We start from the raw sequence: 24,779 nt of genomic DNA, 5'->3' as shown, positions 1-24,779 counted from the left end.
CTCAGGACGGACAGACGGACGCCGTTCAGGGGAAGGGAGGGGCGAGCGGCCGATGGGCGGGCCGCGGGCAACAGATGTCTTGTCATGCTGATAGGGGGCGGCTCAGGCCCAGAAATTGTAAGAGGACGTTAGCATCATCACCCCCTACTGACAAGGCAATGCGCCCGTTCTACCCAGTGCGCGCATACTTACGATCACATCTTCTGTCGCCTTTCGGCAACAAGGGGGTAGGCAACGGGCGCGAACTCCCCCCATCAGGCTTCCAGCAGGATGCGCAGCATGCGGCGCAGCGGTTCGGCGGCGCCCAGAGGAGCTGGTCGCCGATGGTGAAGGCGCCGACGTACTCCGGGCCCATCGCCAGCTTGCGGATGCGGCCGACCGGGATGCCCATGGTGCCGGTCACGGCCACGGGCGTCAGGTCCTGCAGGGTGGCTTCGCGGGTGTTCGGCACCACCTTCACCCAGGCGTTGTCGGCGGCGATCATGGCTTCGATGTCGGCCACGGGCACGTCCTTCTTGAGCTTGAAGGTCAGCGCCTGGCTGTGGCAGCGCATGGCGCCGATGCGTACGCAGAAGCCGTCGACCGGCACGGCCGCGGTGCCGAAGCCCGCGCCCTGGCCGAGGATCTTGTTGGTCTCGGCGCCGCCCTTCCACTCTTCCTTCGACATGCCGTCGCCCAGGTCCTTGTCGATCCAGGGGATCAGCGAGCCGCCCAGCGGCGCGCCGAAGTTGGCGGTCTCGGCTGCGCTCAGGTTCTGCTGCTTGTGCAGCACCTTGCGGTCGATCTCGAGGATGGCGGACTTGGGGTCGTCGAGCAGCGAGCGGACCTCGGCGTTGAGCGTGCCGAACTGCGTCAGCAGCTCGCGCATGTGCTGCGCGCCGCCGCCCGAGGCGGCCTGGTAGGTCATGCTGGTCATCCACTCGACCAGGCCGGCCTTGTAGAGCGCGCCCACGCCCATCAGCATGCAGCTCACGGTGCAGTTGCCGCCGATCCAGTTCTTGCCGCCGTTGGTGAGCGCGTTCTGGATCACGGGCAGGTTGACCGGGTCGAGCACGATGACCGCGTCGTCCTTCATGCGCAGCGTGGAAGCGGCGTCGATCCAGTGGCCGTTCCAGCCGGCGGCGCGCAGCTTGGGGAACACCTCGGTCGTGTAGTCGCCACCCTGGCAGGTGATGACGATGTCGCACTTCTTCAGGGCCTCGATGTCGTGCGCGTCCTTGAGGGCGGTTTCGTTCTTGGCCATCGCCGGGGCCTTGCCGCCGGCGTTGGAGGTCGAGAAGAAGACCGGCTCGATGAGGCCGAAGTCGTTTTCGGCCTGCATGCGGTCCATCAGGACCGAGCCGACCATGCCGCGCCAGCCCACGAGGCCGACCAGAGGTTGAGATGCGTTCGCCATTTGAGTGTGCCCTTTAAGAAAAAAGAAAGTCGCTGGTTTCTCTTTGCGCCCGACTCGTCAGGAGCCGGGTGGGCGTGACGAAGCGGGCTGCGGTTAGCCGGTAATCGTCTTTTTGGTGATCGAGGCCGAGAGTGCCGCCACCACGGCGTCGCCCATCTCGATGGTGCCGACCTTGCGGGTGCCCTCCGACCAGATGTCCCCCGTGCGCAGGCCGGAGGCCAGCACATGCTGACCGCCGACTCGATCCGGTCGGCAGCTTCGGCTTGGTTGAGGGAGAAACGGAGCATCATGGCAGCGGACAGTATTGTAGCGAGGGGATTGGCAACCCCTTTGCCCGCAATGTCGGGCGCGCTGCCGTGGCTGGGCTCGTACAGGCCCTGGTTGCTGGCATTGAGCGAGGCCGAGGGCAGCATGCCGATCGAGCCGGTGAGCATCGCGGCCTCGTCCGAGAGGATGTCGCCGAACATGTTGCCGGTGACCACCACGTCGAACTTCTTGGGCGCCTTCACGAGCTGCATGGCGGCGTTGTCGACGTACATGTGGTCGAGCTCGACGTCCGGATAGTCCTTGCCGACCTCGGTCACCACGTCCTTCCAGAACTGGAAGGTCTCGAGCACGTTGGCCTTGTCGACGCTGGTCACGCGCTTGCTGCGCTTGCGGGCGGCCTCGAAGGCCACGCGCGCGATGCGCTCGATCTCGGGGCGCGAGTAGCGCATCGTGTCGAAGGCTTCCTCGGCGCCCGGGAAATGGCCGTCGGCCGCGGTGCGGCGGCCGCGCGGCTGGCCGAAGTAGATGTCGCCGGTCAGCTCGCGGATGATGAGGATGTCCAGGCCCGCGATCAGCTCGGGCTTGAGGCTCGAGGCGTCCACCAGCTGCTCGTAGCAGATGGCCGGGCGGAAGTTGGCGAACAGGCCGAGGTTCTTGCGCAGGCCCAGGATGGCCTGCTCGGGGCGCAGCGGCCGGTCGAGCTTGTCGTACTTCCAGTCGCCCACCGCGCCGAACAGCACCGCGTCGGCCTCCTTGGCGAGCTTGAGCGTCGAATCGGGCAGCGGGTGGCCATGGGCCTCGTAGGCGGCGCCGCCGACCAGGGCGGTCTCCAGCTCGAACTTCAGGTCGAGCACCTGGAGCACCTTGACGGCTTCCGCCACGATTTCGGTGCCGATGCCGTCACCAGGGAGAACTGCGATTTTCATTGGGTGGTTGTCGAAGGAAGTGAAACGGGAACGCTCAGGCGTTGGCGAGCATCGTGTGCGCGAGCCAGGGCTTCTGCGCCAGCCGCTCGGCCTCGAAGGCCTTGATCTTGTCCTTGTGGCGCAGCGTGAGGCCGATGTCGTCCAGGCCGTTGATCAGGCAGTACTTGCGGAAGGCCTGCACGTCGAAGGCGAACTCCTGGCCGTCGGGCTTCACCACCACCTGGCGCTCGAGGTCGATGGTCAGCGAATAGCCCGGGAAGGCGAAGGTCTCGTCGAACAGCTGGGCCACCTGCGTCTCGGACAGCACGATCGGCAGCAGGCCGTTCTTGAAGCTGTTGTTGAAGAAGATGTCGGCATAGCTCGGCGCGATGATGGCGCGGAAGCCGTACTGGTCGAGCGCCCACGGCGCGTGTTCGCGCGACGAGCCGCAGCCGAAGTTCTTGCGCGCCAGCAGCACCGAGGCGCCCGCGTAGCGCGGCTGGTTCAGCACGAAGTCGGGGTTCGGCTTGCGGCTGGCCGGGTCCTGGCCGGGCTCGCCCGGATCGAGGTAGCGCCATTCGTCGAACAGGTTCACGCCGAAGCCGGTGCGCTTGATCGACTTGAGGAACTGCTTCGGAATGATCGCGTCGGTGTCGACGTTCTCGCGGTCCATCGGGGCAACGAGGCCCTTGTGCACGGTGAATTTCTGCATGGGGTGTCTCCTGGTCAGGCGAAGGTGCGCACGTCGACGAAATGGCCGTGCACGGCGGCCGCGGCGGCCATGGCCGGGCTCACGAGGTGGGTGCGGCCGCCCGCGCCCTGGCGGCCTTCGAAGTTGCGGTTGCTGGTCGAGGCGCAGCGCTCGCCGGGCTCGAGGCGGTCGGCGTTCATCGCCAGAACACATCGAGCAGCCGGGCTCGCGCCATTCGAAGCCCGCGGCCTTGAAGATCTGGTCGAGTCCTTCGCGCTCGGCCTGTTCCTTCACCACGCCCGAGCCGGGCACCACGAGTGCCAGCTTCACGTTCTTCGCGACCTTCTGGCCCAGCTTCTTCACCACGGCCGCGGCCTCGCGCATGTCCTCGATGCGACTGTTGGTGCACGAGCCGATGAACACCTTGTCGATGAAGATGTCGTTCATCTGCTTGTTCGGCTCCAGGCCCATGTAGACCAGTGCGCGCTCGATGGCGCCGCGCTTGCTGCTGTCCTTTTCCTTGTCGGGATCGGGCACGCGGCCGTCGATCGCCACCACCATCTCGGCGAGGTGCCCCAGGTGACCTGCGGCTTGACCTGGGTCGCGTCGAGCTCGACCACGGTGTCGAACTTCGCGCCGGGGTCGGACTGCAGCGTGCGCCAGTAGGCCGCGGCCTGGTCCCATTCGACGCCGGTGGGCGCCAGCGGGCGGCCCTTGATGTAGGCGACGGTCTTCTCGTCGACCGCCACCAGGCCCGCGCGCGCGCCGGCCTCGATCGCCATGTTGCACACCGTCATGCGGCCTTCCATGCTGAGGTCGCGAATGGCCGAGCCGGCGAACTCGATCGTGTAGCCGGTGCCGCCGGCGGTGCCGATCTTGCCGATGATGGCCAGCACGATGTCCTTGGCCGTGCAGCCCAGGGGCAGCTTGCCCTCGACCTTCACGAGCATGTTCTTCGCCTTCTTGCCCAGCAGCGTCTGCGTGGCCATCACGTGCTCGACCTCGCTGGTGCCGATGCCGTGCGCCGAGCGCGCCGAAGGCGCCGTGCGTGGAGGTGTGCGAGTCGCCGCAGACCACCGTCATGCCCGGCAGCGTGGCGCCGGTCTCGGGGCCGATCACGTGCACGATGCCCTGGCGCTTGCTCAGGAACGGGAAGAACGCGGCGGCGCCGAACTCGGCGATGTTGTGGTCGAGCGTGGTGACCTGCTCCTTGCTGGTCGGGTCGGCGATGCCTTCGTAGCCGCGCTCCCAGCCGGTGGTCGGCGTGTTGTGGTCGGCCGTGGCCACCACCGAGCTGATGCGCCACAGCTTGCGGCCGGCTTCGCGCAGCCCTTCGAAGGCCTGCGGGCTGGTGACTTCGTGCACCAGGTGGCGGTCGATGTAGAGGATCGCGGTGCCGTCTTCCTCGGTGTGGACGACGTGTTCGTCCCAGATCTTGTCGTAGAGCGTGCGTGCCATGTCGGTCTCTTCTCTTTCGTGGGGAAATGGATTGTCTTGGGTTTCAGGCCGCGAGCCGGTCGGCTTCGGCCTCGGCGGCGGCTGCATGCAGGTGATTCACCAGCGTGCGGGCCGCCACCGGCAGCGTGGAGAAATCGCGCGCCACCAGCCGGATCTCGCGCGCGGCCCAGGCGTCGGACAGCGCCACGCTGACCAGCCCGCGGCCGATGCCGTCCTGCATCAGCTCGAAGGCGCGCTGCGGCATCACGCCGATGCCCAGGCCGTTCTGGATCATCCGGCACATCGCATCGAGGCCGGTGACGTGGATGCGCAGCTTGACGCTGCGGCCGGCGAGCAGCGCGGCCTCGTGCATCGCCACGTAGATCGAGCTGTTGGTGTGCAGGCCCACGTGGTCGTAGTCGAGCGCGGCGATGAACTCGATCGCACCCTGGTCGGCCAGCGCGTGGCCCGCGGGCACGATCAGCGCGAGGCGGTCGTGCCGGTAGGGCAGGCTCTGCAACTCGCCCGCGCCGCCGGCCACGTGGCACACGCCGAGGTCGGCCGCGCCTTCCTGCACCGCGCGGATCACCTCGGTGCTCAGGTGCTCCTCGAGGTCGATCTTGATCGCCTCGTGGGCGCGCGTGAACACGCCCAGGTCTTCCGGCAGGAACTGCACGATGGCCGAGATGTTGGCGTGCACCCGCACGTGGCCGCGCACGCCGTCGGCGTACTCGCTGAGCTCGCCCTGCATCTTCTCGAGGCTGTAGAGCACCGAGCGGGCGTGGTGCAGCAGGCTCTCGCCGGCCGGCGTCAGGTCGACGCCGCGCGCATGGCGGTAGAGCAGGGTGGTGCCGAGCGTGGCCTCGAGGTCCGACAGCCGCTTGCTGATGGCCGAGGCGGCGATGAATTCGCGCTCCGCGGCGCGGCCGATGCTGCCCAGTTCGCACACGGCCACGAACAGCTGCAGCGACGTGAGGTCGATGCGGCGGGCGAAGTTGCGTTCGGACGTGCTCATGGGGGGGCTTGGGCATCGCATCTGGCGATGAGTCGGCTATTTTCTCCTTATTTTTTCGCCATGGTCATCGTGATGAGAGATGGCTTCATTGCCCGGAGGCGACGGGTGCCGTTCGCAAATGCGGGGTCTGGCATACCATCAATTGTTGGTAAGTGTTGCAAGGACGCCTGGGCATGACCCACTCCGCTGCCGACGACAAGCCGCCGCCTCATGCCGATCGCAGGATGCTTCCGGCCGATCCGACATCGGAGGAGGCCCGCCTGCGCTACGAGCTGCCGCCGGCAGGTCCGCGCGTGCAGCATGTGCGGCGCCATCTTCCGCCCACGCTGCTGGCCGAGCCGCGCGTGATCAAGGCCGTGCGCCGCATCGAGCAGGACCTTCCGCACGACCACCAACTGGCCGAACTCGCGCGCGCCAATGGTTTGAGTCCTTTCCATTTCCACCGCCTGTTCGCCGAGGTCATGGGGGAGGCCATGAGCGGCTTCATCCGGCGCCAGCGCCTCGACGCCGCGGCGATCCGGCTCGCGGCCAGCGAACTCTCGATGCTCGAGATCGGCACCGTGGCGGGCTACGGCAGCCTCGCGGCGTTCTCGCGCGCGTTCCAGCGCCAGTTCGGCGTCGCGCCGACCGTCTACCGGCCCGCCGCGCGTGCGGCGGTGCGGCCGCCGGTGCCCGAGCAACTGGCGATGGCCGACCGCGTGCGGCTCGAGCGCTGGGAGATCCGGCCGCTGGTCGGTCTGCGCTTCCACGGCGGCTATGACCAGGCGGAGTGCTACTGGGCGCGCTTCGCCGACGAGGTGCGGCTGCGGCTGGGGCTCGACCCCGATACGCTCGAGTGCTACGCGCTGATCCGTGACAACCCCTTGATCACGCCGCAGGGGCTGATCCGCTACGACTGCTGCTTCGCCGATCCGGGCTTGCCCGAGAAGTTGCCCGCGCCATTCGCGCGCCTGCCGCCGATGCAGATCAGCCGCTGTGCCACGCTGCTGCTCGAAGCACCGTACCGCAAGGTGTTCGCGGCCTATCGCGCGATCGCGAATGTCTGGACCGCGCGCCACGGCGAGCATTTCGCCGAGGCGCCAGCGATGGAGCGCTACCACGCGCCGCCGTGGCGGCGCATGGGACAGGTCCAGTCGTTCTCGATCATGGTGATGCTGATCTGAGTCGCAGCCACGGATTTCCGTCGTTTTTCCCCGACGACCGCAAGCGCGATCAAATCCGCGCGCGCACTCGTTCCCACACTTCCCGGCGTGCGGATCGTCCGGATCCGCACGCACCAGAAGCACAGGGAGCGAGGGCATGAACAACATCCATTGCAGCGTCTGGAACGCTGCGCTCGGCGCGTGGGTCGCCGTTTCCGAACTGTCGCGGCGACGCGGTCGGCGCCCTTCGGCGACACGGGTTGCGGCCGGTCTGCTGACGTTCGTGGGCCTGCTGGCCGATCCCGGCGCGGCGTGGGGGCAGCCGGCCGGCGGCGACGCGCCCGCCGTCAGCGGCGGTACCGGCGGGCGTGGCGGTCCTGGCAATGGCGGCGGCGCCGGAGGCGGCAACGTCGGCGAATATCCGACCAGCAACGGCCAGGCGTCGGCGACCGGACATGGCGGTGCCGGCGGCAACGGCGCGGCGGGCGCCGGTGGCGCCGGCGGGTCGGTCGGCGCCACCGCGGTGACGGCCGGTGCGACGAGCGGGGGCCATGGCGGCAACGGGCTGTCCGATCCCGATCCCTTCTATGGCGGTGGCGGCGGTGGTGGCGGCGGCGCGGCGGTCTACTACACGAGCGCCGGTGCCCTCACGGTGACTGGCGCGACCACCCTGCTCGGCGGCAATGGCGGCGATGGCGCGCCGGCCCGCCTCAGCGGCGGTGGTGGCGGCGGCGGCGCGGGACTGCAAGCCACGGCCGCGGGGCTCGTGCTGGACAACCTGGGCGGCCGCATCGGCGGCGGCAACGGCGGTGCGGGCGCCAACGGGCAGTGGGCCGGCGGCGGAGGTGGTGGCGGCGATGCCATCGTGCTGCAGGGCGGCGGCGCGACGGTTCGCAATGGCGGCATCGCCACCGGTGGCGCTGGCGGCGCCGCCCTTTGGGGCGGCTTCGGCATCGCGGCCGCGGGCGGCGAGGGCGGTGCCGGCCTGGCGCTCGATCGAACGGCAACACCCTGAGCAATACCGGCACCCTGGCGGGCGGCGCGGGCGGTGCCTCGAATGGGCAGAACGGGATCGGCGGCGCGGGGCTGCGCATCCGGGGCGACGGCAATGCCGTCGTCAACAGCGGCAGCCTGCTCGGCGGTCTCGCGGGCGACCGCGTCACGCGCGGCGATGCGGTGCGCATCAGCGGCAACGACAACACGCTCGAACTGCGCGCCGGCTCCGCGATCGCCGGCACACTGGTGGCGAACGGCAGCGGCAACCTGCTGCGCCTGGCCGGCGACGCGACCGACGCCACGACCTCGCTGGCCGCCGCGAGCTACCGCGGCTTCGCCGGCTACGAGAAGACCGGTGCCGGCACCTGGACACTGGTCGGCGGCACGGGCGAGCGCACGCCCTGGCGGGTGCTGGGCGGCGCGCTCTCGATCGCCGACGACGCCGCCCTCGGCAGCGCCGATGGCGCGCTCACGCTCGACGGCGGAACGCTGCGCGTGACCGGCGACACGGCGGGCACCCGCAGCGTCACGCTCGGCAAGGCCGGCGGCGTGTTCGACGTCGATCGGGGCCGCACGGTGGACCTGAACGGTGCCGTGATCGGCCCGGGCGGCCTGCGCAAGAGCGGCGCCGGGCACCTTGCAGTTGGGCGCGGCCAACGGCTACGCGGGCGGCACCGTAGTCGCGGCGGTTCGCTGCAGGCGCTGGTCACGGGCGCGCTGGGCACGGGGCCGGTGTCGGTCGCGGGCAATGCCTCGCTGGCCTTCACCGACAAGGCCGACGCGGGCCAGCTCGCGATCACCTTGGCACAGCGCGGCAGTGCGCCGACCGACAACGGCGGCTTCCTGGCGTTCAGCGACAGCAGCTCGGCCGGCAATGCGATCATCACGGCGAACAAGGACGCCGCGGTCGAGTTCCGCGACAGCTCGAGCGCGGGCAATGCGGTGATCGAGAACCGCGGCGGCATCACCACCCTGTGGTTCAACGCGAACGCAGGCAAGGCGCAGATCACCAACTTCGATGGCGGACAGATCAACCTGCTCGACGATGCGAGCGCCGGACAGGCGCGCTTCGTCAACGACAGTGGCGGCCTGATCGACCTGTTCGACCGCGTGAGCGCGGACCAGGCGACGGTGGTGAACAACGCGGGCGCGCGGCTGCGCATCGGCAACCTGACGAACGCGGGCGTGGGCATCGGCTCGCTCGAAGGCGCGGGCAGCGTGCTGCTGGGCGCGAAGGCGCTGACCACGGGCGGGTTGAACACCAGCACGACGGTGTCGGGCACGATCAGTGGTGCGGGCGGTTCGCTCGTCAAGGCGGGCGCTGGCACGCTGACGCTCACGGGCGCCAACACCTACACCGGTGGCACCACGGTTGGCGCGGGCACGCTGAGCGTGAACAACAAGAGCGGCAGTGCGACGGGCACGGGCGCGGTGCAGGTCCAGAGCGGCGCGACCCTTGCGGGCAGCGGCAGCATTGCTGGCGCGGTGACCATCGACAAGGGTGGCATCCTCGCGGCGGGCAACAGCCCGGGCACGTTGACCTTGGGTGCGCTGACCCTGGCCGGCGGCTCCACGCTGAACTACGAACTCGGGCAAGCCGGCGTTCCTGGCGGCGCGCTGAACGACCTGATCAACGTCACCGGCAACCTGCAACTCGATGGCACTCTGAACATCGCGCAGTCGGCGGGCGGCAGCTTCGGCCCTGGCCTCTACAGGCTCATGAGCTACGGCGGCAGCTTCACCGACAACGGCCTGGACATCGGCACGGTGCCTGGCTCTGCCAAGGTGGCCGACCTGCAGGTGCAGACCTCGGTGGCGAACCAGGTCAACCTGGTGAACAGGGCCGGCCTGTCGCTGAACTTCTGGGACGGCGGCGACAGCACGAAGTACAACGACGGCCAGATCGCCGGCGGTTCGGGCACCTGGCGCGTGGGCAACCCGCAGCCCTCGATGGATGCCTGGGCCGACATGGACGGCAAGCTCAACGGCAACTGGGCGCAGAACCAGTTCGCGGTGTTCGGCGGCAAGGCCGGCACCGTGACGGTGGATGCGGCTGGTGGTGCTGTGCGCATCGCGGGTGCGCAGTTCGCCACCGATGGCTATGTGGTGCAGGGCGATGGCATCGTGGTGGACAACGCCAACTCGGTGATCCGCGTGGGGGATGGCACTGCTGCAGGTGCGACCATGACCGCGACCCTCAATGTTGCGCTCAGCGGCACGGGCGGTATCTCGAAGGAGGATGCCGGCCGGTTGATCCTCGGTGGCACGAACACCTACACGGGCGGCACGACGGTGAAGGGCGGCGTGCTGCAGGGCAGTGCGACGAGCCTGCAGGGCAATATCGTCAACAACGCCGAAGTCGCGTTCGACCAGGGCAAGACTGCTGGTATCTATGCGGGCACGATGAGCGGCACGGGCAAGCTGCGCAAGATCGGCACGGGTACCTTGACCTTGAGCAGCGCCAACAGCTACAGCGGCGGCACGCTGGTGGATGCAGGCACGCTCGCCACAGAAGTGACAGGCGCACTCGGCAGCGGCGCGGCAAGCGTTGCATCGGGCGCCACGCTGCAGTTCGGCGGCAAGGCCGATGCGGGCAAGCTCGCGATCGCCAATGCAGGCACCTTGCGTCTGCAAGACACCGCGAGCGCTGCAGGCGCCACGGTGACCAATGCAGCGGGTGGCCAGGTGCGCATCGATCTGACGACCACTGGGACGAGCATCGGCTCGCTTGGCGGTGCAGGCGATGTGGTGCTCGGCGCGAAGACGCTGACCACCGGCGCCATTGGTGGTGACAACACGATCTCGGGCGCCATCACCGGCACGACGGGCTCGCTCGTCAAGGTCGGCGCAGGCACGCTCACACTCGCAGGCTCTGCAACGTACGCAGGCGAGACCCGCGTGACCGGCGGCACTCTTAAGGCCGGCGCCACCAACGCCTTCAGCGCCGCATCGAGCGCTGTGGTCGCCAGCGGCGCCACGCTCGACCTCGGTGGCTTCAGCCAGAAGATGGCCGGCCTGACCAACGCGGGCACGGTCTCCTTGCTCGGCACGGTCCCGGGCACCACGCTCACCTTGACTGGTCCCTACGTCGGCAACAACGGCGTGCTGCGCCTCGGCGCCAAGCTCGACAACCCGGGCATCGCAGACCGCTTGGTGCTCGACGGCGCCACCGCATCCGCCAGCGGCAAGACCACCGTGCAAGTCACCAACCTAGGCGGCCTGGGCGCACGCACCAGTGGTGCAGGCATCGAGCTGATCAGCGCGAAGAACGGCGCCACCACCACCGCGCAAACCAGCAAGGACGCCTTCGTGCTCTCGGGCGGCCGCGTCGACGCCGGTGCCTACGAGTACCGCCTGTACGCGGGCGACGCAGGCGGTGAAGGCGAGAACTGGTACCTGCGCACAGAAGCAGAGCCCGGAGCCTCGCTGCCGACCTACCGCGCTGAGGCCTCCCTCTTCGCAGCGCTTCCAAACCAGCTGCGCCAAAGCAACCTAGGCATGCTCGCGAGCCTGAGCCAGCGCATCGGCGACGACGACGTGCGCGGCAGCGGTGGTGCGAGCTCGAGCATCGATGGTGGCAACCGCCGAGCCTGGGGCCGTCTGATCTCCACCGACATGGACATCCGCCAGGGCGGCACCGTCTCGCCGCATGCCGAGGGTCGCGTAAGCGGGCTGCAGGCCGGTACCGACCTGTGGGCCAACGCGAACTGGCGCGCGGGCATCTATGTCGGCCAGCTCGAGGGCGACACGCGTGTCAGCGGCGCAGCCAGTGGCTTGCTCAAAACGGCCACCGGCCGCAACGACCTGCGCAGCCAGTACCTGGGCCTGTACGGCACCTTCACGAGCGACGACGGCTTCTATGCCGACACGGTGCTGCAGGCCGGCCGCCATCGCTACACGGTGCAACCGCAACTGAGCGCGGGCGTCACGGGCAAGGGCAACAGCTTCCTGGCCTCGATCGAGGTGGGCAAGGCCTTCGCGCTGGGCACGGGCGGCTGGTCAGTGGAGCCGCAGCTGCAGCTGATCCATCAGCGCCTGCGCCTGGACGATGTGGCGATCCCTGGCGCGCTGGTGCAGCAGGACGCCGACAGCAGCTGGACCGCACGCGCTGGTGTGCGCATCAAGGGCAGCTTCGCGACGAGCGCGGGCACGCTGCAGCCGTATGCGCGGCTGAACGTCTACCGCAGCTCGAAGGGCAACGACATCGCGCGCTTCGTGAACCCGGCGGCGATCACGCCGGTGGGCGCACCGATCGGCGGCACGAGCACCGAGCTGGCGGCGGGCTTCACGCTGGCACTGAGCCAGCGCACGAGCCTGTATGGCGAGCTGGGCAAGCAGTGGGCCTCGGGTGGCGTCGCTCGCGTGGGCAGCTCGGTCAATGCAGGGGTGGGTGTGCGCGTGAAGTGGTAACGGCCCGCGCCAAAAGAAATGCCGCCCGGCTTGCGCCAGGGCGGCATCGGTCCGCCCGGAGGCGGCATTCAGTCGAAGCGGATCAGCGGGCCGAGATCGGCTTCACGTCGCGCTTGGGCGAGCCTTCGAACAGCTGGCGCGGGCGGCCGATCTTGTACTCGGGGTCGCCGATCATTTCGTTGAGCTGGGCGATCCAGCCGACGGTGCGGGCCAGCGCGAAGATCGCGGTGAACAGCGGCACCGGGATGCCGATGGCGCGCTGCACGATGCCCGAGTAGAAGTCGACGTTCGGGTAGAGCTTGCGCGACACGAAGTACTCGTCTTCGAGCGCGATCTTTTCCAGTTCCTTGGCGAGCTTGAACAGCGGGTCGTTTTCCAGGCCCAGCTCGGTCAGCACTTCGTTGCAGGTCTCCTGCATCAGCTTGGCGCGCGGGTCGTAGTTCTTGTACACGCGGTGGCCGAAGCCCATCAGCTTGACGTTCGAGTTCTTGTCCTTGACCTTCTTGATGAACTCGCCGATCTTCTCCACGCCACCTTCCTTCTGGATGTCGTAGAGCATGTTGAGCGCCGCTTCGTTGGCGCCGCCGTGGGCCGGGCCCCAGAGGCAGGCCACGCCGGCCGCGATGGCCGCGAAGGGGTTGGTGCCCGACGAGCCGCACAGGCGCACGGTCGAGGTCGAGGCGTTCTGCTCGTGGTCGGCGTGCAGGATGAAGATGCGGTCGAGCGCGCGCTCGAGCACCGGGTTCACCTTGTATTCCTCGCAGGGCGTCGCGAACATCATGTGCAGGAAGTTGCCCGCATAGCTGAGTTCGTTCTTCGGGTACATGTACGGCTGGCCGATCGTGTACTTGTAGGCCATGGCCACGAGCGTGGGCATCTTCGCGATCAAGCGGATCGCGGCGATCTCGCGGTGCTCGGGATTGTTGATGTCCGTGCTGTCGTGATAGAAGGCCGACAGCGCGCCCACCAGGCCGGTCATGATGGCCATCGGATGCGCGTCGCGGCGGAAGCCGCGCAGGAAGAACTGCATCTGCTCGTTGACCATCGTGTGGTTGGTCACGAGCTTGGTGAAGTTGGCCTTCTTGGCCGTATCCGGCAGTTCACCGTACAGCAGCAGGTGGCAGGTCTCGAGGAAGTCGCAGTTGGTCGCGAGCTGCTCGATGGGATAGCCGCGATACAGCAGCTCGCCCTTGTCGCCGTCGATGTAGGTGATGGCCGATTGGCAGGCCGCGGTGGACATGAAACCCCGGGTCATAGGTGAACATGCCGGTTTGCGCGTACAGCTTGCGGATGTCGATCACGTCGGGACCGACGGTGCCCTTGTAGATCGGCAGCTCGACCTTGTCGGCGCCGTTGCTGAACGATAGCGTGGCCTTGGTATCGGAGGCTTTCATTTCGGGTTTCTTTCAGAGGATTGTTCGAGAGGGCGAGGAGGAAGAGGTCGTGGAGGCTGCGGGCCGCTGCGCACCGTCGGCGCGCATCAGCTGCAGAAGCTCGACCACCTCGGCCCCGGCCCATGCGGGCTCGGGCTCCTTTCTACGAAGGAGAAGATCGAGCAAATCGTTGTCCGAGAGGTCCATCAGAACCTCCATCGCGCCGGCCTGGCCGACGGTGATGCGAGATTCGTGCCGCTCGAAGAAGCGGGCGATGAACAGATCGTTTTCGAGCAGGCCGCGCCGGCAGCGCCACTTGAGCTTGCTGAGCGCCCGTTCTCCGAGCGGCTCGGCCGCCGCGCTTCCCGCAGGAGGCGCCGAGGGCGATGGGGTGCCGGGCAAAGCAGCCATGTCGGGTCAGATGGCGCGACGCACCATCAGTTCCTTGATCTTGCCGATGGCCATGGTGGGGTTCAGGCTCTTCGGGCACACGTCGACGCAGTTCATGATCGTGTGGCAGCGGAACAGGCGGTACGGGTCCTCGAGGTTGTCGAGGCGCTCGGCGGTGGCTTCGTCGCGGCTGTCGGCGATGAAGCGGTAGGCCTGCAGCAGGCCGGCCGGGCCCACGAACTTGTCGGGGTTCCACCAGAAGCTCGGGCAGCTCGTCGAGCAGCTCGCGCACAGGATGCACTCGTACAGGCCATTGAGCTCTTCGCGCTCTTCGGCGACTGCAGGCGTTCCTTCTCGGGCGGCACGGTGTCGTTCTGCAGGTACGGCTTGATCGAGTTGTACTGCTTGAAGAACTGGGTCATGTCGACGATCAGGTCGCGGATCACCGGCAGGCCGGGCAGCGGCTTGAGCACGACGGTGCCCTTGAGCGTGTTCATGTTGGTCAGGCAGGCCAGACCGTTCTTGCCGTTGATGTTCATCGCGTCGGAACCGCAGACGCCTTCGCGGCACGAGCGGCGGAACGACAGCGTCGGATCCTGCGCCTTGAGCTTCATCAGGGCGTCGAGCAGCATGCGTTCGTGGCCGTCGAGTTCGATCTCGATGGTCTGCATGTAGGGCTTCGCGTCCTTGTCCGGGTCGTAGCGGTAGATCTGGAATGTGCGCTTCATCGTTGTGACCTTGTGAATGCTTTTACGTGGCTGATCATTAGCTGGCGCTCAGAAGGTGCGAACCTTCGGCGGAACCGAGGCGACCGTGAGCGGCTGCAGCTTGACGGGCTTGTAGGAGAGGCGGTTGTCGGCGCTGTACCAGAGCGTGTGCTTCATCCAGTTGGCATCGTCGCGGCCCAGCGGCGCGACCGGATCGTCGGCCGGGCGCTCGTAGTCCTCGACGGTGTGGGCACCGCGGCATTCCTTGCGGGCCGCGGCCGAGACCATGGTGGCCTGCGCCACTTCGATCAGGTTGTCGACTTCCAGCGCTTCGATGCGCGCGGTGTTGAACACCTTGGACTTGTCCTTCAGGCCGATGGCCTTCACGCGCTCGCGCACTTCGGCGATCTTGACCACGCCTTCGTCCATCGAGGCCTGCTTGCGGAACACCGCGGCGTGCTGCTGCATGGTGACGCGGATCTGGTTGGCCACGTCCTGCGCGTATTCGCCGCCGGTGGAGTTCTGCAGTTCGTTGAGGCGCTCGAGCGTGCGGTCGGCGGCATTGGCCGGCAGCGGCTTGTGTTCCTTCAGCTTGTCGTTGAACTCGACGATGTGGTTGCCGGCCGCGCGGCCGAACACCAGCAGGTCGAGCAGCGAGTTGGTGCCCAGGCGGTTGGCGCCGTGCACGCTCACGCACGAGCATTCGCCACGGCGTAGAGGCCGTTGACGACGGCGCTGTTGTCCTCGCCCTTCTGGATCACGACCTGGCCGTTGATGTTGGTCGGGATGCCGCCCATCTGGTAGTGGATGGTCGGCACCACGGGGATCGGTTCCTTGGTGATGTCGACGTTGGCGAAGTTGACGCCGATCTCGTACACCGAAGGCAGGCGCTTGTGGATGGTCTCGGCACCGAGGTGGTCGAGCTTCAGCAGCACGTAGTCCTTGTTGGGACCGCAGCCGCGGCCTTCCTTGATCTCCTGGTCCATCGAGCGCGAGACGAAGTCGCGCGGCGCCAGGTCCTTCAGCGTGGGCGCATAGCGCTCCATGAAGCGTTCGCCGTTGCTGTTGAGCAGGATCGCGCCTTCGCCGCGGCAGCCTTCGGTCAGCAGCACGCCCGCGCCGGCCACGCCGGTCGGGTGGAACTGCCAGAACTCCATGTCCTGCAGCGGGATGCCCGAGCGCGCGGCCATGCCGAGACCGTCGCCGGTGTTGATGAAGGCGTTGGTCGAGGCCTGGAAGATGCGGCCCGCGCCGCCGGTGGCCAGCAGCACGGTCTTGGCCTGCAGGATGTGCAGGTCGCCGGTTTCCATCTCGAGCGCGGTCACGCCGACCACGTCGCCTTCGTCGTCGCGGGATCAGGTCGAGCGCCATCCATTCGACGAAGAACTGGGTGCGTGCTTCGACGTTCTTCTGGTAGAGCGTGTGCAGCATCGCGTGGCCGGTACGGTCGGCCGCGGCGCAGGCGCGCTGCACGGGCTTCTCGCCGTAGTTGGCCGTGTGGCCGCCGAACGGACGCTGGTAGATCGTGCCGTCGGGGTTGCGGTCGAAGGGCATGCCGAAGTGCTCGAGCTCGTACACCACCTTCGGTGCTTCGCGGCACATGAACTCGATCGCGTCCTGGTCGCCGAGCCAGTCGGAACCCTTGATCGTGTCGTAGAAGTGGTAGTGCCAGTTGTCCTCGCTCATGTTGCCGAGCGAGGCGCCCACGCCACCTTGCGCGGCGACGGTGTGCGAACGGGTGGGGAACACCTTGGAGAGCACGGCCACGTTGAGGCCCGCGCGCGCCAGTTGCAGCGAGGCGCGCATGCCGGAACCGCCGGCACCGACGATCACGACGTCGAACTTGCGCTTGGTGATTTGTTCTTTTGTGTAGGTCATGGTGGGAGGGGGTCGTCAGATTTTCCAAAGCACTTGAATGGCCCAACCCGCACAACCGACCAGCCAGACGATGGTGAAGATCTGGAGCACGAGACGGATCGCGACGGGCTGGACGTAGTCCATCCAGATGTCGCGCATGCCGACCCACACGTGATAGAGCAGCGACACGATGACGCAGAAGGTCAGGACCTTCATCCACTGGGCGGCGAAGATGCCGGCCCACAGGTCGTAGCCGATCGGGCCGCGCGTGAAGATCAGCTGCGCCAGCAGGATGATCGTGAAGAGCGCCATCAGGGCGCCCGTGACGCGCTGGCTGAGCCAGTCGCGCAGACCGTAGTGCGCGCCGACGACGATGCGTTTGGAGCCGTAGTTCACAGACATTTCAGGCTCCTTCTCAGTACAGGCCGAACAGCTTGGCGCCGAGCACGATGGTCAGCAGGACGCTCGCGGCCAGCGTGAAGATGGCCGAGCTCTTGCCGAACTCCTTGGTCACGGCCTTGTGGCTCACGTCCATCCAGAGGTGGCGCACGCCGGCGATGAAGTGGTGCAGGTAGGCCCAGATCAGCGCGAGCACGACGAGCTTGAAAAACCAGCCCGGAACGAAACCAAGGCCGCTGTTGAAGGCGGCCTTGAACTTGGCGAACGAATAGTCGGACGAGAGCGAGGTGTCGAACATCCAGATGATGAACGGCAGCAGCAGGAACATCAGCGCGCCGCTGACGCGGTGCAGGATCGACACGATGCCCGCGGGAGGCAGACGGTAGGTCGTGAGATCGGTGAAGGCGTTGATGTTGCGGAATTCGCGACGCCGTGGTGTGGAGGAGGATGCAAGCTCTGTCATGGAGGGGCTTTCGTGGCTTGTTGATTGACTTGTTCTGAGAGCGAACGCTTTTGTTTTCTCTTCGGGAAATGCAAACAACGCAAAATTCTATTGCAATGCACCATCGCGCATCGGTCGCGCTCGCGTCGACGCACCGCGGCAGTCGGATGCTCTTGACTTCATAGCATCTTGCGCGCGTCGCGCGGCGGCTCGAAGCGGATTCGTTACGTGGTCCATCGTGAGGCGCATTCAGCCGAGCTGGTTGCGATAGTGGTGCGTGTCTGTGCGATAGAGGCCGCGGCGCAGCTCCATCGGCATGTCGTGGTAGGTGTGGGCCACGCGTTCGACGCTCAGCAGCGGCATCTGCAGCGAGACGTCGAGCAGTTGCGCCTGCTCGGCATCGGGCAGCACCGCGCGGATTTTTCCTCGGCGCGCACCATGCGCACGCCGAACTCGGTTTCGAACAGCGCGTACATCGGACCGGGCCAGGCGCGCAGCCGCTCGGCCGTGAGGCCCTTGAACGGCGTGCCCGGCAGCCACAGGTCCTCGAGGATGGTCGGCACGCCGCCGTAGGCGAGCACGCGCCGCACCTGCAGCACGGCGTCGCCGGTGCGCAGGCCCAGCGCGCGTGCCACGTCGGCCGAGGCGCGCAGGCGCTTGCAGTCGACGATGGTGCGCTCGGCCGGGCCCTCGGCATTCGGATGGCCGGTGTCGGGTACCAGCTTCAGGAAGCGGTACTGCACATGCTGCTCGGCATGCGTGGCGACGAAGGTGCCCTTGCCCTGGCGCCGCACCACGAGGTTCTCGGCCGCGAGCTCGTCGATCGCCTTGCGCACCGTGCCCTGGCTGACGCGGAAGCGCACGGCCAGGTCCATCTCGCTGGGGATCGGCTCGCCCGGCTTCCACTCGCCCGCCTGCAGGCTCTGCAGGATCAGGGTCTTGATCTGCTGGTAGAGCGGGCTGAACGAGGGCGTCGTGGGCTCGTCGAGGGTGGTGGTGGGGCTGTTCATGGCAGGGCGTGGATAAGCGCCGTGGCGGAACCCGGAGGATATCTTATATAAGACATAAGACGGGCCTCATCGAATCGGCTTAAAATGCCCGCCGTTCCCGCGCCGCGGCCGACCGGCCCTTTTCGGACCTCCCGACCGCCCCGCGAGACTTCCGCCGCCGCGTTTCGCGCGTGCGCCGACACCGTCACATCACTTCTGGAGTCTTCCCATGAGCAAAAAGCCCGTCCGCGTTGCCGTCACCGGTGCCGCCGGTCAAATCGGTTATGCCCTGTTGTTCCGTATCGCGTCCGGCGAAATGCTCGGCAAGGACCAGCCGGTCATCCTGCAATTGCTCGAGATCCCCGACGAGAAGGCCCAGAAGGCGCTCAAGGGCGTGATCATGGAGCTCGAAGACTGCGCCTTCCCGCTGCTGGCCGGCGTGATCCCCAGCGGCGATCCGCTGGTGGCCTTCAAGGACGCCGACTACGCGCTGCTCGTGGGTGCCCGTCCGCGCGGCCCCGGCATGGAGCGCGCCGACCTGCTGGCCGCCAACGCGCAGATCTTCACGGCCCAGGGCAAGGCGCTCAACGCCGTCGCCAGCCGCGACGTCAAGGTGCTGGTGGTCGGCAACCCCGCCAACACCAACGCCTACATTGCGATGAAGAGCGCGCCGGACCTGCCGCGCAAGAACTTCACCGCCATGCTGCGCCTGGACCACAACCGCGCCGCCAGCCAGATCGCCGCCAAGACCGGCACGGCAGTGGGCGACATCGAGAAGCTCACCGTCTGGGGCAACCACTCGCCCACGATGTACGCCGACTATCGCTTCGCCACCGTCGGCGGCAAGAGCGTCAAGGACCTGATCAACGACCAGGTCTGGAATGCCGACACCTTCCTGCCGACCGTCGGCAAGCGCGGCGCCGCGATCATCGAAGCGCGCGGCCTGTCGTCGGCCGCCTCGGCCGCCAACGCCGCCATCGACCACATGCGCGACTGGGCCCTGGGCTCGAACGGCAAGTGGGTCACGATGGGCATCCCGTCGGACGGCCAGTACGGCATTCCGAAGGACGTGATCTTCGGCTTCCCGGTCACCACCGAGAACGGCGAATACAAGCTGGTCGAAGGCCTGGCCATCGACGAATTCAGCCAGGAACGCATCAACAAGACGCTGAAGGAACTGCAGGACGAGCAGGCCGGCGTCGCCCACCTGCTGTAAGCCAGGCACCGGCATGCTCGACTGGAACCCCGCGCTCTACCGTCGCTACGAGGACGAGCGCACCCGCCCCGCGCAGGAACTCCTGGCGCGGGTGCCTCTGGCGGAGGCGGCCCGCGTGGTCGACCTCGGCTGCGGTCCGGGCAACTCCACCGAGCTGCTGGTCCACCGGTTCCCGAAGGCCGAGGCCCTCGGCACCGACAACTCCGAAGCCATGCTGGTCAGCGCGCGCGAGCGCCTGCCCGGCGCGCGCTTCGAGTTGAGCGACATCGCGACCTGGGCGCCTTCCGCGGAAGCGGCGCCCGACCTCATCTATGCGAATGCGTCGCTGCAATGGGTGCCCGATCACGAAACGCTGATCCCGCGCCTGTTCGACGCGCTCGCCCCCGGCGGCGTGCTGGCCATCCAGATGCCCGACAACCGCCAGGAACCCACGCATCGCCTGATGCGCGCGCTCGCGGCCGAAGCGCCCTGGGCCGAACCCATCGGCGATGCCGACCGGCTGCGTACCAGGCTGCTGCCGCTGGGCGGCTACTACGACCTGCTGGCGCCGCGCGCGGCCAACGTCGATGTCTGGCACACGATCTACCAGCACCGCATGACGGATGCCGCCTCCATCGTCGAATGGGTGCGCGGCACGGGCCTGAAGCCCTTCGTCGATCGGCTGCCGCCCGACCTGCAGGCCAGCTACCTGGCCGAATACGAGCGCCGCGTGAACGAGGCCTACCCGGCACGCACCGACGGCAAGCGGCTGCTGGCCTTCCCGCGCATGTTCATCGTGGCGCAGAAGAAGGCGTGAGCACCGTGAGCGAACGCACCCCCGCCCCATCCCGCCGCCGTGCTGCTCGGCGCGCAGGCCGGCGCCGTCAGCCTGCCGGTGTGCGACCACTACAGCGGCGTCGAGGCGCGCATGAAGAAGAGCCTCGCGCTCCAGGCCGAGATGGCCGAGGAGTTCGGCGCCTGCGTGTTCGACGTCACCCTCGACTGCGAGGACGGCGCCCCGGTGGGCGGCGAGGCCGAGCATGCGGCGCTGGTCACCGAGCTCGCGCTGGCCGCCAGGCCCGGCATGCGCGTCGGCGTGCGCGTGCACCCGGTCGACCACCCGGCCTTCGCGGGCGACGTGATCACCATCGCGGGCCGCGCCGGCCAGCGGCTCAGTCACCTGATGGTGCCGAAGGTCGAGTCGGTGGCCGATGTCGAGCAGGCCGTGGCCGCGCTCGACGCCGCCGATGCCGAGACGCTGCCGCTGCATGTGCTGATCGAATCGCCTTTTGCCGTGCACAACGCCTTCGACATCGCGGCCCATCCGCGCGTGCAGTCGCTGAGCTTCGGCCTGATGGACTTCGTCTCGGCCCACGCCGGCGCCATCCCCGCCGAGGGCATGGGCGCCGCGGGCCAGTTCACGCATCCGCTGGTGGTGCGCGCCAAGCTGGCGATCGCCTCCGCCGCGCATGCGCACGGCAAGGTGCCCTCGCACTGCGTGGTGACCGAGTTCAACGACATGGACGCCATGCGCACCGCGGCTGGCAAGGCGGCCCGCGAATTCGGCTACACGCGCATGTGGAGCATCCATCCGAACCAGATCCGGCCGATCCTCGAGGCCTTCGCGCCCGACGAGGCGCAGATTCAAATTGCCACAAATATCCTGGTCAAGGCGGCGGCCGCGGATTGGGCGCCGACACAAATTGATGGCACATTGCACGACCGCGCGAGCTACCGTCATTTCTGGCAGGTACTGACGCGTGCCCACGCAACAGGGCGCGCGTTGCCGCCAGAGGCCAAGGCCTGGCTGACGCCCGCGGTCTCCTGAAACCTCCGAACCAGCCTCAAGGAAACCCTCACATGAAGAAAATCGCCCTGATCGCCGCAGTGGCCCTGGCTCTGCCGTTCGGTGCCCTGGCCCAGAGCAGCAGCACGCCCGCCAAGCCGGCCGCTGCCAAGCCCGCCGCCAAGTCCACCGAAGCCAAGAAGGCCCCGCCCAAGCGCCAGGTCACCCGCAAGGCCGCCAAGGCCGTCGAGGAGGTCACGCCGATCAGCGACGACACCAACGTCGTGCTCACCGAGTCCGACCTCGAGGTCGCCAAGCGCGTGTCGACCGGCAAGGCCCAGTGCGAACTCGGCGCCGACGTGACCGTGACCGAGGACGAGAAGAAGCCCGGCTTCTTCACCGTGACCACCAAGGGCCTGCGCTATCGCATGCACCCGGTCGAAAGCCGCACCGGCGCCATCCGCCTCGAAGACCCCCCGCGCTGGCGCCATGTGGCTCCAGCTGGGCAACAAGTCGATGCTGATGAACCAGAAGGCTGGCCTGCGCATCGCCGACGAATGCCAGACCCCGGCCCAGATCGCCTTTGCCGAAGAGATGAAGAAGAACCCGCCGAAGAGCCTTTTCGAAGGCGCTGACGGCGACAAGAAGTAAGTCGACCCCACGAGGGGCGGCGCGGCTCTTGCTTGCCGACCGGCGAAAGCCGGACGGCGGGTCGAACACCGCGCCGCATGCCCTCCAGCCCCAAGTTTCCGGAGAAAAGAAGATGTTGCAAGCCTACGTTGACCATGTCGCCGAACGCGCCGCGCTCGGTATCCCGCCGCTGCCCCTGAGCGCGAAGCAGACCTCTGAAGCGATCGAGCTCCTCAAGAGCGCGAACGAAAAGGACGGTGCCTTCCTGCTCGACCTGCTGACCCACCGCGTGCCCGCGGGCGTGGACGACGCCGCCAAGGTCAAGGCCAGCTATGTCGCGGCCGTGGCGCATGGCACCGAGAAGAGCGCGTTCATCACGCGCGCCCGTGCCACCGAACTGCTCGGCACGATGCTCGGCGGCTACAACATCAGCCCCATGATCGACCTGCTGGACGACGCCGAAGTCGGCGCCGTCGCGGCCGAGGGCCTCAGAAGACGCTGCTGATGTTCGACCAGTTCCACGACGTCAAGGAAAAGGCCGACAAGGGCAATGCCAACGCCAAGGGCGTGCTGCAGAGCTGGGCCGATGCCGAGTGGTTCACCAGCCGTCCCGAAGTGCCGCAGAGCATCACCGTCAGCATCTTCAAGGTGGCCGGCGAAATCAACACCGACGACCTGTCGCCCGCGCCCGACGCGACCACGCGTCCCGACATCCCGATGCACGCCCTGGCGATGCACAAGAACGCGCGCCCCGGCATCGTTCCCGAGGAAGACGGCAAGCGCGGCCCGGTGAAGTTCATCGAGGACTTGCGCGCGCGCGGCCACCTCGTGGCCTACGCCGGCGACGTGGTCGGCACGGGTTCGTCGCGCAAGAGCGCCACCAACTCGGTGCTGTGGTTCACCGGCGAAGACATCCCGTTCGTGCCCAACAAGCGCTTCGGCGGCGTCTGCCTCGGCGGCAAGATCGCGCCGATCTTCTACAACACGATGGAAGACTCGGGCGCGCTGCCGATCGAGCTCGACGTGACGCAGATGAACATGGGCGACGTGGTCGAGCTGCGTCCCTACGAAGGCAAGGCCCTGAAGGACGGCCAGGTCATCGCCGAATTCCAGGTCAAGAGCGACGTGCTGTTCGACGAAGTGCGCGCCGGCGGCCGCATTCCGCTGATCATCGGCCGCGGCCTCACGGCCAAGGCGCGCGAAGCGCTGGGCCTGCCGGTCTCCACGCTGTTCCGCCTGCCGCAAAGCCCGGTCGATACCAAGAAGGGCTTCTCGCTGGCGCAGAAGATGGTCGGCCGCGCCTGCGGCCTGCCCGAAGGCCAGGGCGTGCGCCGGGCACCTACTGCGAACCCAAGATGACCTCGGTCGGCTCGCAGGACACCACCGGCCCGATGACGCGCGACGAGCTCAAGGACCTGGCCTGCCTGGGCTTCTCGGCCGACCTCGTGATGCAGTCGTTCTGCCACACGGCGGCGTACCCGAAGAAGGTCGACGTCAAGATGCACCACGAACTCCCCGAGTTCATGGCCAACCGCGGCGGCGTTTCGCTGCGCCCGGGCGACGGCGTGATCCACAGCTGGCTCAACCGCCTGCTGACGCCCGACACCGTGGGCACCGGCGGCGACAGCCACACGCGCTTCCCGATCGGCATCAGCTTCCCCGCGGGCTCCGGCCTCGTGGCCTTCGCGGCCGCCACCGGCGTGATGCCGCTGGACATGCCCGAGTCGGTGCTGGTGCGCTTCAAGGGCAAGATGCAGCCCGGCGTCACGCTGCGCGACCTGGTCAACGCGATCCCGCTGTACGCCATCAAGAGCGGCCTGCTGACGGTCGAGAAGAAGGGCAAGAAGAACATCTTCTCGGGCCGCATCCTCGAGATCGAGGGCCTGCCCGACCTCAAGGTGGAACAAGCCTTCGAGCTGAGCGACGCCTCGGCCGAACGCTCGGCCGCCGGCTGCACGGTGCACCTGAACAAGGAACCGATCCAGGAGTACATCAACAGCAACATCACGCTGATGAAGTGGATGATTGCCGAGGGCTATGCCGATGCGCGCACGCTGCAGCGCCGCATCGCCGCGCAGGAAGCCTGGCTCAAGGATCCGCAACTGCTCAAGGGCGACGACGACGCCGAGTACGCGGCGGTCATCGAGATCGACCTGGCCGACATCCACGAACCCATCGTGGCCTGCCCGAACGACCCCGACGACGTGAAGACGCTGTCGGACGTGGCCGGCGCCAAGATCGACGAAGTGTTCATCGGCTCGTGCATGACCAACATCGGCCACTTCCGCGCCGCGTCGAAGCTGCTCGAAGGCAAGCGCGACATCCCGGTCAAGCTGTGGATCGCGCCGCCGACCAAGATGGACGCGCAGCAGCTGACCGAGGAAGGCCACTACGGCGTGTTCGGCAATGCCGGTGCCCGCACCGAAATGCCGGGCTGCTCGCTGTGCATGGGCAACCAGGCCCAGGTGCGCGAAGGCGCCGACGGTCATGTCGACCAGCACCCGCAACTTCCCGAATCGCCTGGGCAGAAACACCAACGTGTACCTGGGCTCGGCCGAACTGGCCGCCATCTGCTCGCGCCTCGGCCGCATCCCGACCCGGGAAGAGTACATGGCCAGCACCGGCGTGCTCGATGCGTCCAGCGCGCAGATCTACCAGTACCTGAACTTCGACAAGATCGAGGACTACAAGGGCGTGGCGGATTCGGTCACGGCCTGAGCCCGATGACGGCCGGACCGCTTCGGCCGGCACC

Annotated in this window: 11 protein-coding genes and 9 pseudogenes; 8 read left to right on the top strand and 12 right to left on the bottom strand. The window is 67.6% G+C overall.

The window, feature by feature from the left end:
- Positions 1-254: 254 nt before the first annotated feature.
- The 5 genes and pseudogenes from asd to ACHMXE_RS34550 form a co-directional block, all read right to left on the bottom strand.
- Positions 255-1,396: pseudogene (gene asd, locus ACHMXE_RS34570) on the bottom strand (aspartate-semialdehyde dehydrogenase).
- Positions 1,397-1,489: 93 nt separating this feature from the next.
- A pseudogene (gene leuB, locus ACHMXE_RS34565) lies at positions 1,490-2,589 on the bottom strand (3-isopropylmalate dehydrogenase).
- Between the two features lie 34 nt (positions 2,590-2,623).
- Positions 2,624-3,280 (bottom strand): 3-isopropylmalate dehydratase small subunit, encoded by a 657-nt coding sequence (gene leuD, locus ACHMXE_RS34560; RefSeq protein WP_093348732.1) that lies wholly within the window; start codon positions 3,278-3,280, stop codon positions 2,624-2,626.
- Between the two features lie 14 nt (positions 3,281-3,294).
- Positions 3,295-4,717 (bottom strand): annotated as a pseudogene (leuC, locus tag ACHMXE_RS34555) (3-isopropylmalate dehydratase large subunit).
- Positions 4,718-4,760: 43 nt separating this feature from the next.
- Complete coding sequence (locus tag ACHMXE_RS34550; RefSeq protein ID WP_203204880.1) at positions 4,761-5,711, bottom strand: LysR substrate-binding domain-containing protein; 951 nt, start codon at positions 5,709-5,711, stop codon at positions 4,761-4,763.
- Between the two features lie 173 nt (positions 5,712-5,884).
- On the opposite strand from ACHMXE_RS34550, the gene ACHMXE_RS34545 reads away from it, so the two are divergent.
- The 3 genes from ACHMXE_RS34545 to ACHMXE_RS34535 all read left to right on the top strand — a co-directional run bounded on the left by ACHMXE_RS34545 (position 5,885) and on the right by ACHMXE_RS34535 (position 12,259).
- Complete coding sequence (locus ACHMXE_RS34545) at positions 5,885-6,874, top strand: GyrI-like domain-containing protein (RefSeq protein WP_395348466.1); 990 nt, start codon at positions 5,885-5,887, stop codon at positions 6,872-6,874.
- 136 nt (positions 6,875-7,010) lie between these two features.
- Positions 7,011-7,868: an ESPR domain-containing protein gene (locus ACHMXE_RS34540; RefSeq protein ID WP_395348465.1), complete on the top strand. Its 858-nt coding sequence runs from the start codon at positions 7,011-7,013 to the stop codon at positions 7,866-7,868.
- Entirely contained in the window at positions 7,790-12,259 is a 4,470-nt protein-coding gene (locus ACHMXE_RS34535) for an autotransporter outer membrane beta-barrel domain-containing protein (RefSeq protein WP_395348464.1), read from the top strand. Before ACHMXE_RS34540 ends, ACHMXE_RS34535 begins: the two co-directional genes overlap by 79 nt.
- Before the next feature lie 82 nt (positions 12,260-12,341).
- Here the strand turns inward: ACHMXE_RS34535 and gltA are convergent.
- The 7 genes and pseudogenes from gltA to ACHMXE_RS34500 all read right to left on the bottom strand — a co-directional run bounded on the left by gltA (position 12,342) and on the right by ACHMXE_RS34500 (position 18,437).
- Positions 12,342-13,653 (bottom strand): annotated as a pseudogene (gene gltA, locus ACHMXE_RS34530) (citrate synthase).
- Between the two features lie 12 nt (positions 13,654-13,665).
- Positions 13,666-14,043, bottom strand: a complete 378-nt coding sequence (locus ACHMXE_RS34525; protein WP_395348463.1) for a succinate dehydrogenase assembly factor 2 — start codon at positions 14,041-14,043, stop codon at positions 13,666-13,668.
- A gap of 6 nt (positions 14,044-14,049) precedes the next feature.
- Positions 14,050-14,693: pseudogene (locus ACHMXE_RS34520) on the bottom strand (succinate dehydrogenase iron-sulfur subunit).
- 105 nt (positions 14,694-14,798) lie between these two features.
- Positions 14,799-16,607: pseudogene (gene sdhA / locus ACHMXE_RS34515) on the bottom strand (succinate dehydrogenase flavoprotein subunit).
- 15 nt (positions 16,608-16,622) lie between these two features.
- The gene (gene sdhD, locus ACHMXE_RS34510; protein WP_203204885.1) at positions 16,623-16,988 is read right to left on the bottom strand and encodes a succinate dehydrogenase, hydrophobic membrane anchor protein; all 366 of its coding nucleotides are present in this window, start codon (positions 16,986-16,988) and stop codon (positions 16,623-16,625) included.
- Between the two features lie 13 nt (positions 16,989-17,001).
- Entirely contained in the window at positions 17,002-17,448 is a 447-nt protein-coding gene (gene sdhC, locus ACHMXE_RS34505) for a succinate dehydrogenase, cytochrome b556 subunit (protein ID WP_057595822.1), read from the bottom strand.
- Between the two features lie 228 nt (positions 17,449-17,676).
- Positions 17,677-18,437 (bottom strand): annotated as a pseudogene (locus ACHMXE_RS34500) (GntR family transcriptional regulator).
- A 208-nt stretch (positions 18,438-18,645) separates the two neighbouring features.
- Between ACHMXE_RS34500 and ACHMXE_RS34495 the strand changes: the two are divergent.
- From ACHMXE_RS34495 to ACHMXE_RS34475, 5 genes and pseudogenes are all read left to right on the top strand, one after another.
- Positions 18,646-19,632 carry a malate dehydrogenase gene (locus ACHMXE_RS34495; RefSeq protein ID WP_057595824.1) on the top strand — a complete coding sequence of 329 codons (987 nt, stop codon included), beginning with the start codon at positions 18,646-18,648 and terminating at the stop codon, positions 19,630-19,632.
- A 13-nt stretch (positions 19,633-19,645) separates the two neighbouring features.
- Positions 19,646-20,428 (top strand): trans-aconitate 2-methyltransferase, encoded by a 783-nt coding sequence (gene tam / locus ACHMXE_RS34490; protein WP_395348462.1) that lies wholly within the window; start codon positions 19,646-19,648, stop codon positions 20,426-20,428.
- 39 nt (positions 20,429-20,467) lie between these two features.
- Positions 20,468-21,439 (top strand): HpcH/HpaI aldolase/citrate lyase family protein, encoded by a 972-nt coding sequence (locus ACHMXE_RS34485; RefSeq protein WP_395348461.1) that lies wholly within the window; start codon positions 20,468-20,470, stop codon positions 21,437-21,439.
- Between the two features lie 32 nt (positions 21,440-21,471).
- A pseudogene (locus ACHMXE_RS34480) lies at positions 21,472-22,048 on the top strand (hypothetical protein).
- A gap of 112 nt (positions 22,049-22,160) precedes the next feature.
- A pseudogene (locus ACHMXE_RS34475) lies at positions 22,161-24,745 on the top strand (bifunctional aconitate hydratase 2/2-methylisocitrate dehydratase).
- Positions 24,746-24,779 lie beyond the last annotated feature (34 nt).

Origin of the sequence: Variovorax sp. UC122_21 (assembly GCF_044056785.1) — a bacterium.
Lineage (GTDB): Bacteria > Pseudomonadota > Gammaproteobacteria > Burkholderiales > Burkholderiaceae_C > Variovorax.
This window is presented reverse-complemented; position numbering and strand designations above follow the sequence as displayed.

Excerpts from the sequence above, each read along its gene's own strand:
- leuD (WP_093348732.1), bottom strand. The coding sequence starts at position 3,280 with ATGCAGAAATTCACCGTGCACAAGGGCCTCGTTGCCCCGATGGACCGC.
- ACHMXE_RS34550 (WP_203204880.1), bottom strand. The coding sequence starts at position 5,711 with ATGAGCACGTCCGAACGCAACTTCGCCCGCCGCATCGACCTCACGTCG.
- ACHMXE_RS34545 (WP_395348466.1), top strand. The coding sequence starts at position 5,885 with ATGACCCACTCCGCTGCCGACGACAAGCCGCCGCCTCATGCCGATCGC.
- ACHMXE_RS34540 (WP_395348465.1), top strand. The coding sequence starts at position 7,011 with ATGAACAACATCCATTGCAGCGTCTGGAACGCTGCGCTCGGCGCGTGG.
- ACHMXE_RS34525 (WP_395348463.1), bottom strand. The coding sequence starts at position 14,043 with ATGGCTGCTTTGCCCGGCACCCCATCGCCCTCGGCGCCTCCTGCGGGA.
- sdhD (WP_203204885.1), bottom strand. The coding sequence starts at position 16,988 with ATGTCTGTGAACTACGGCTCCAAACGCATCGTCGTCGGCGCGCACTAC.
- sdhC (WP_057595822.1), bottom strand. The coding sequence starts at position 17,448 with ATGACAGAGCTTGCATCCTCCTCCACACCACGGCGTCGCGAATTCCGC.
- ACHMXE_RS34495 (WP_057595824.1), top strand. The coding sequence starts at position 18,646 with ATGAGCAAAAAGCCCGTCCGCGTTGCCGTCACCGGTGCCGCCGGTCAA.
- tam (WP_395348462.1), top strand. The coding sequence starts at position 19,646 with ATGCTCGACTGGAACCCCGCGCTCTACCGTCGCTACGAGGACGAGCGC.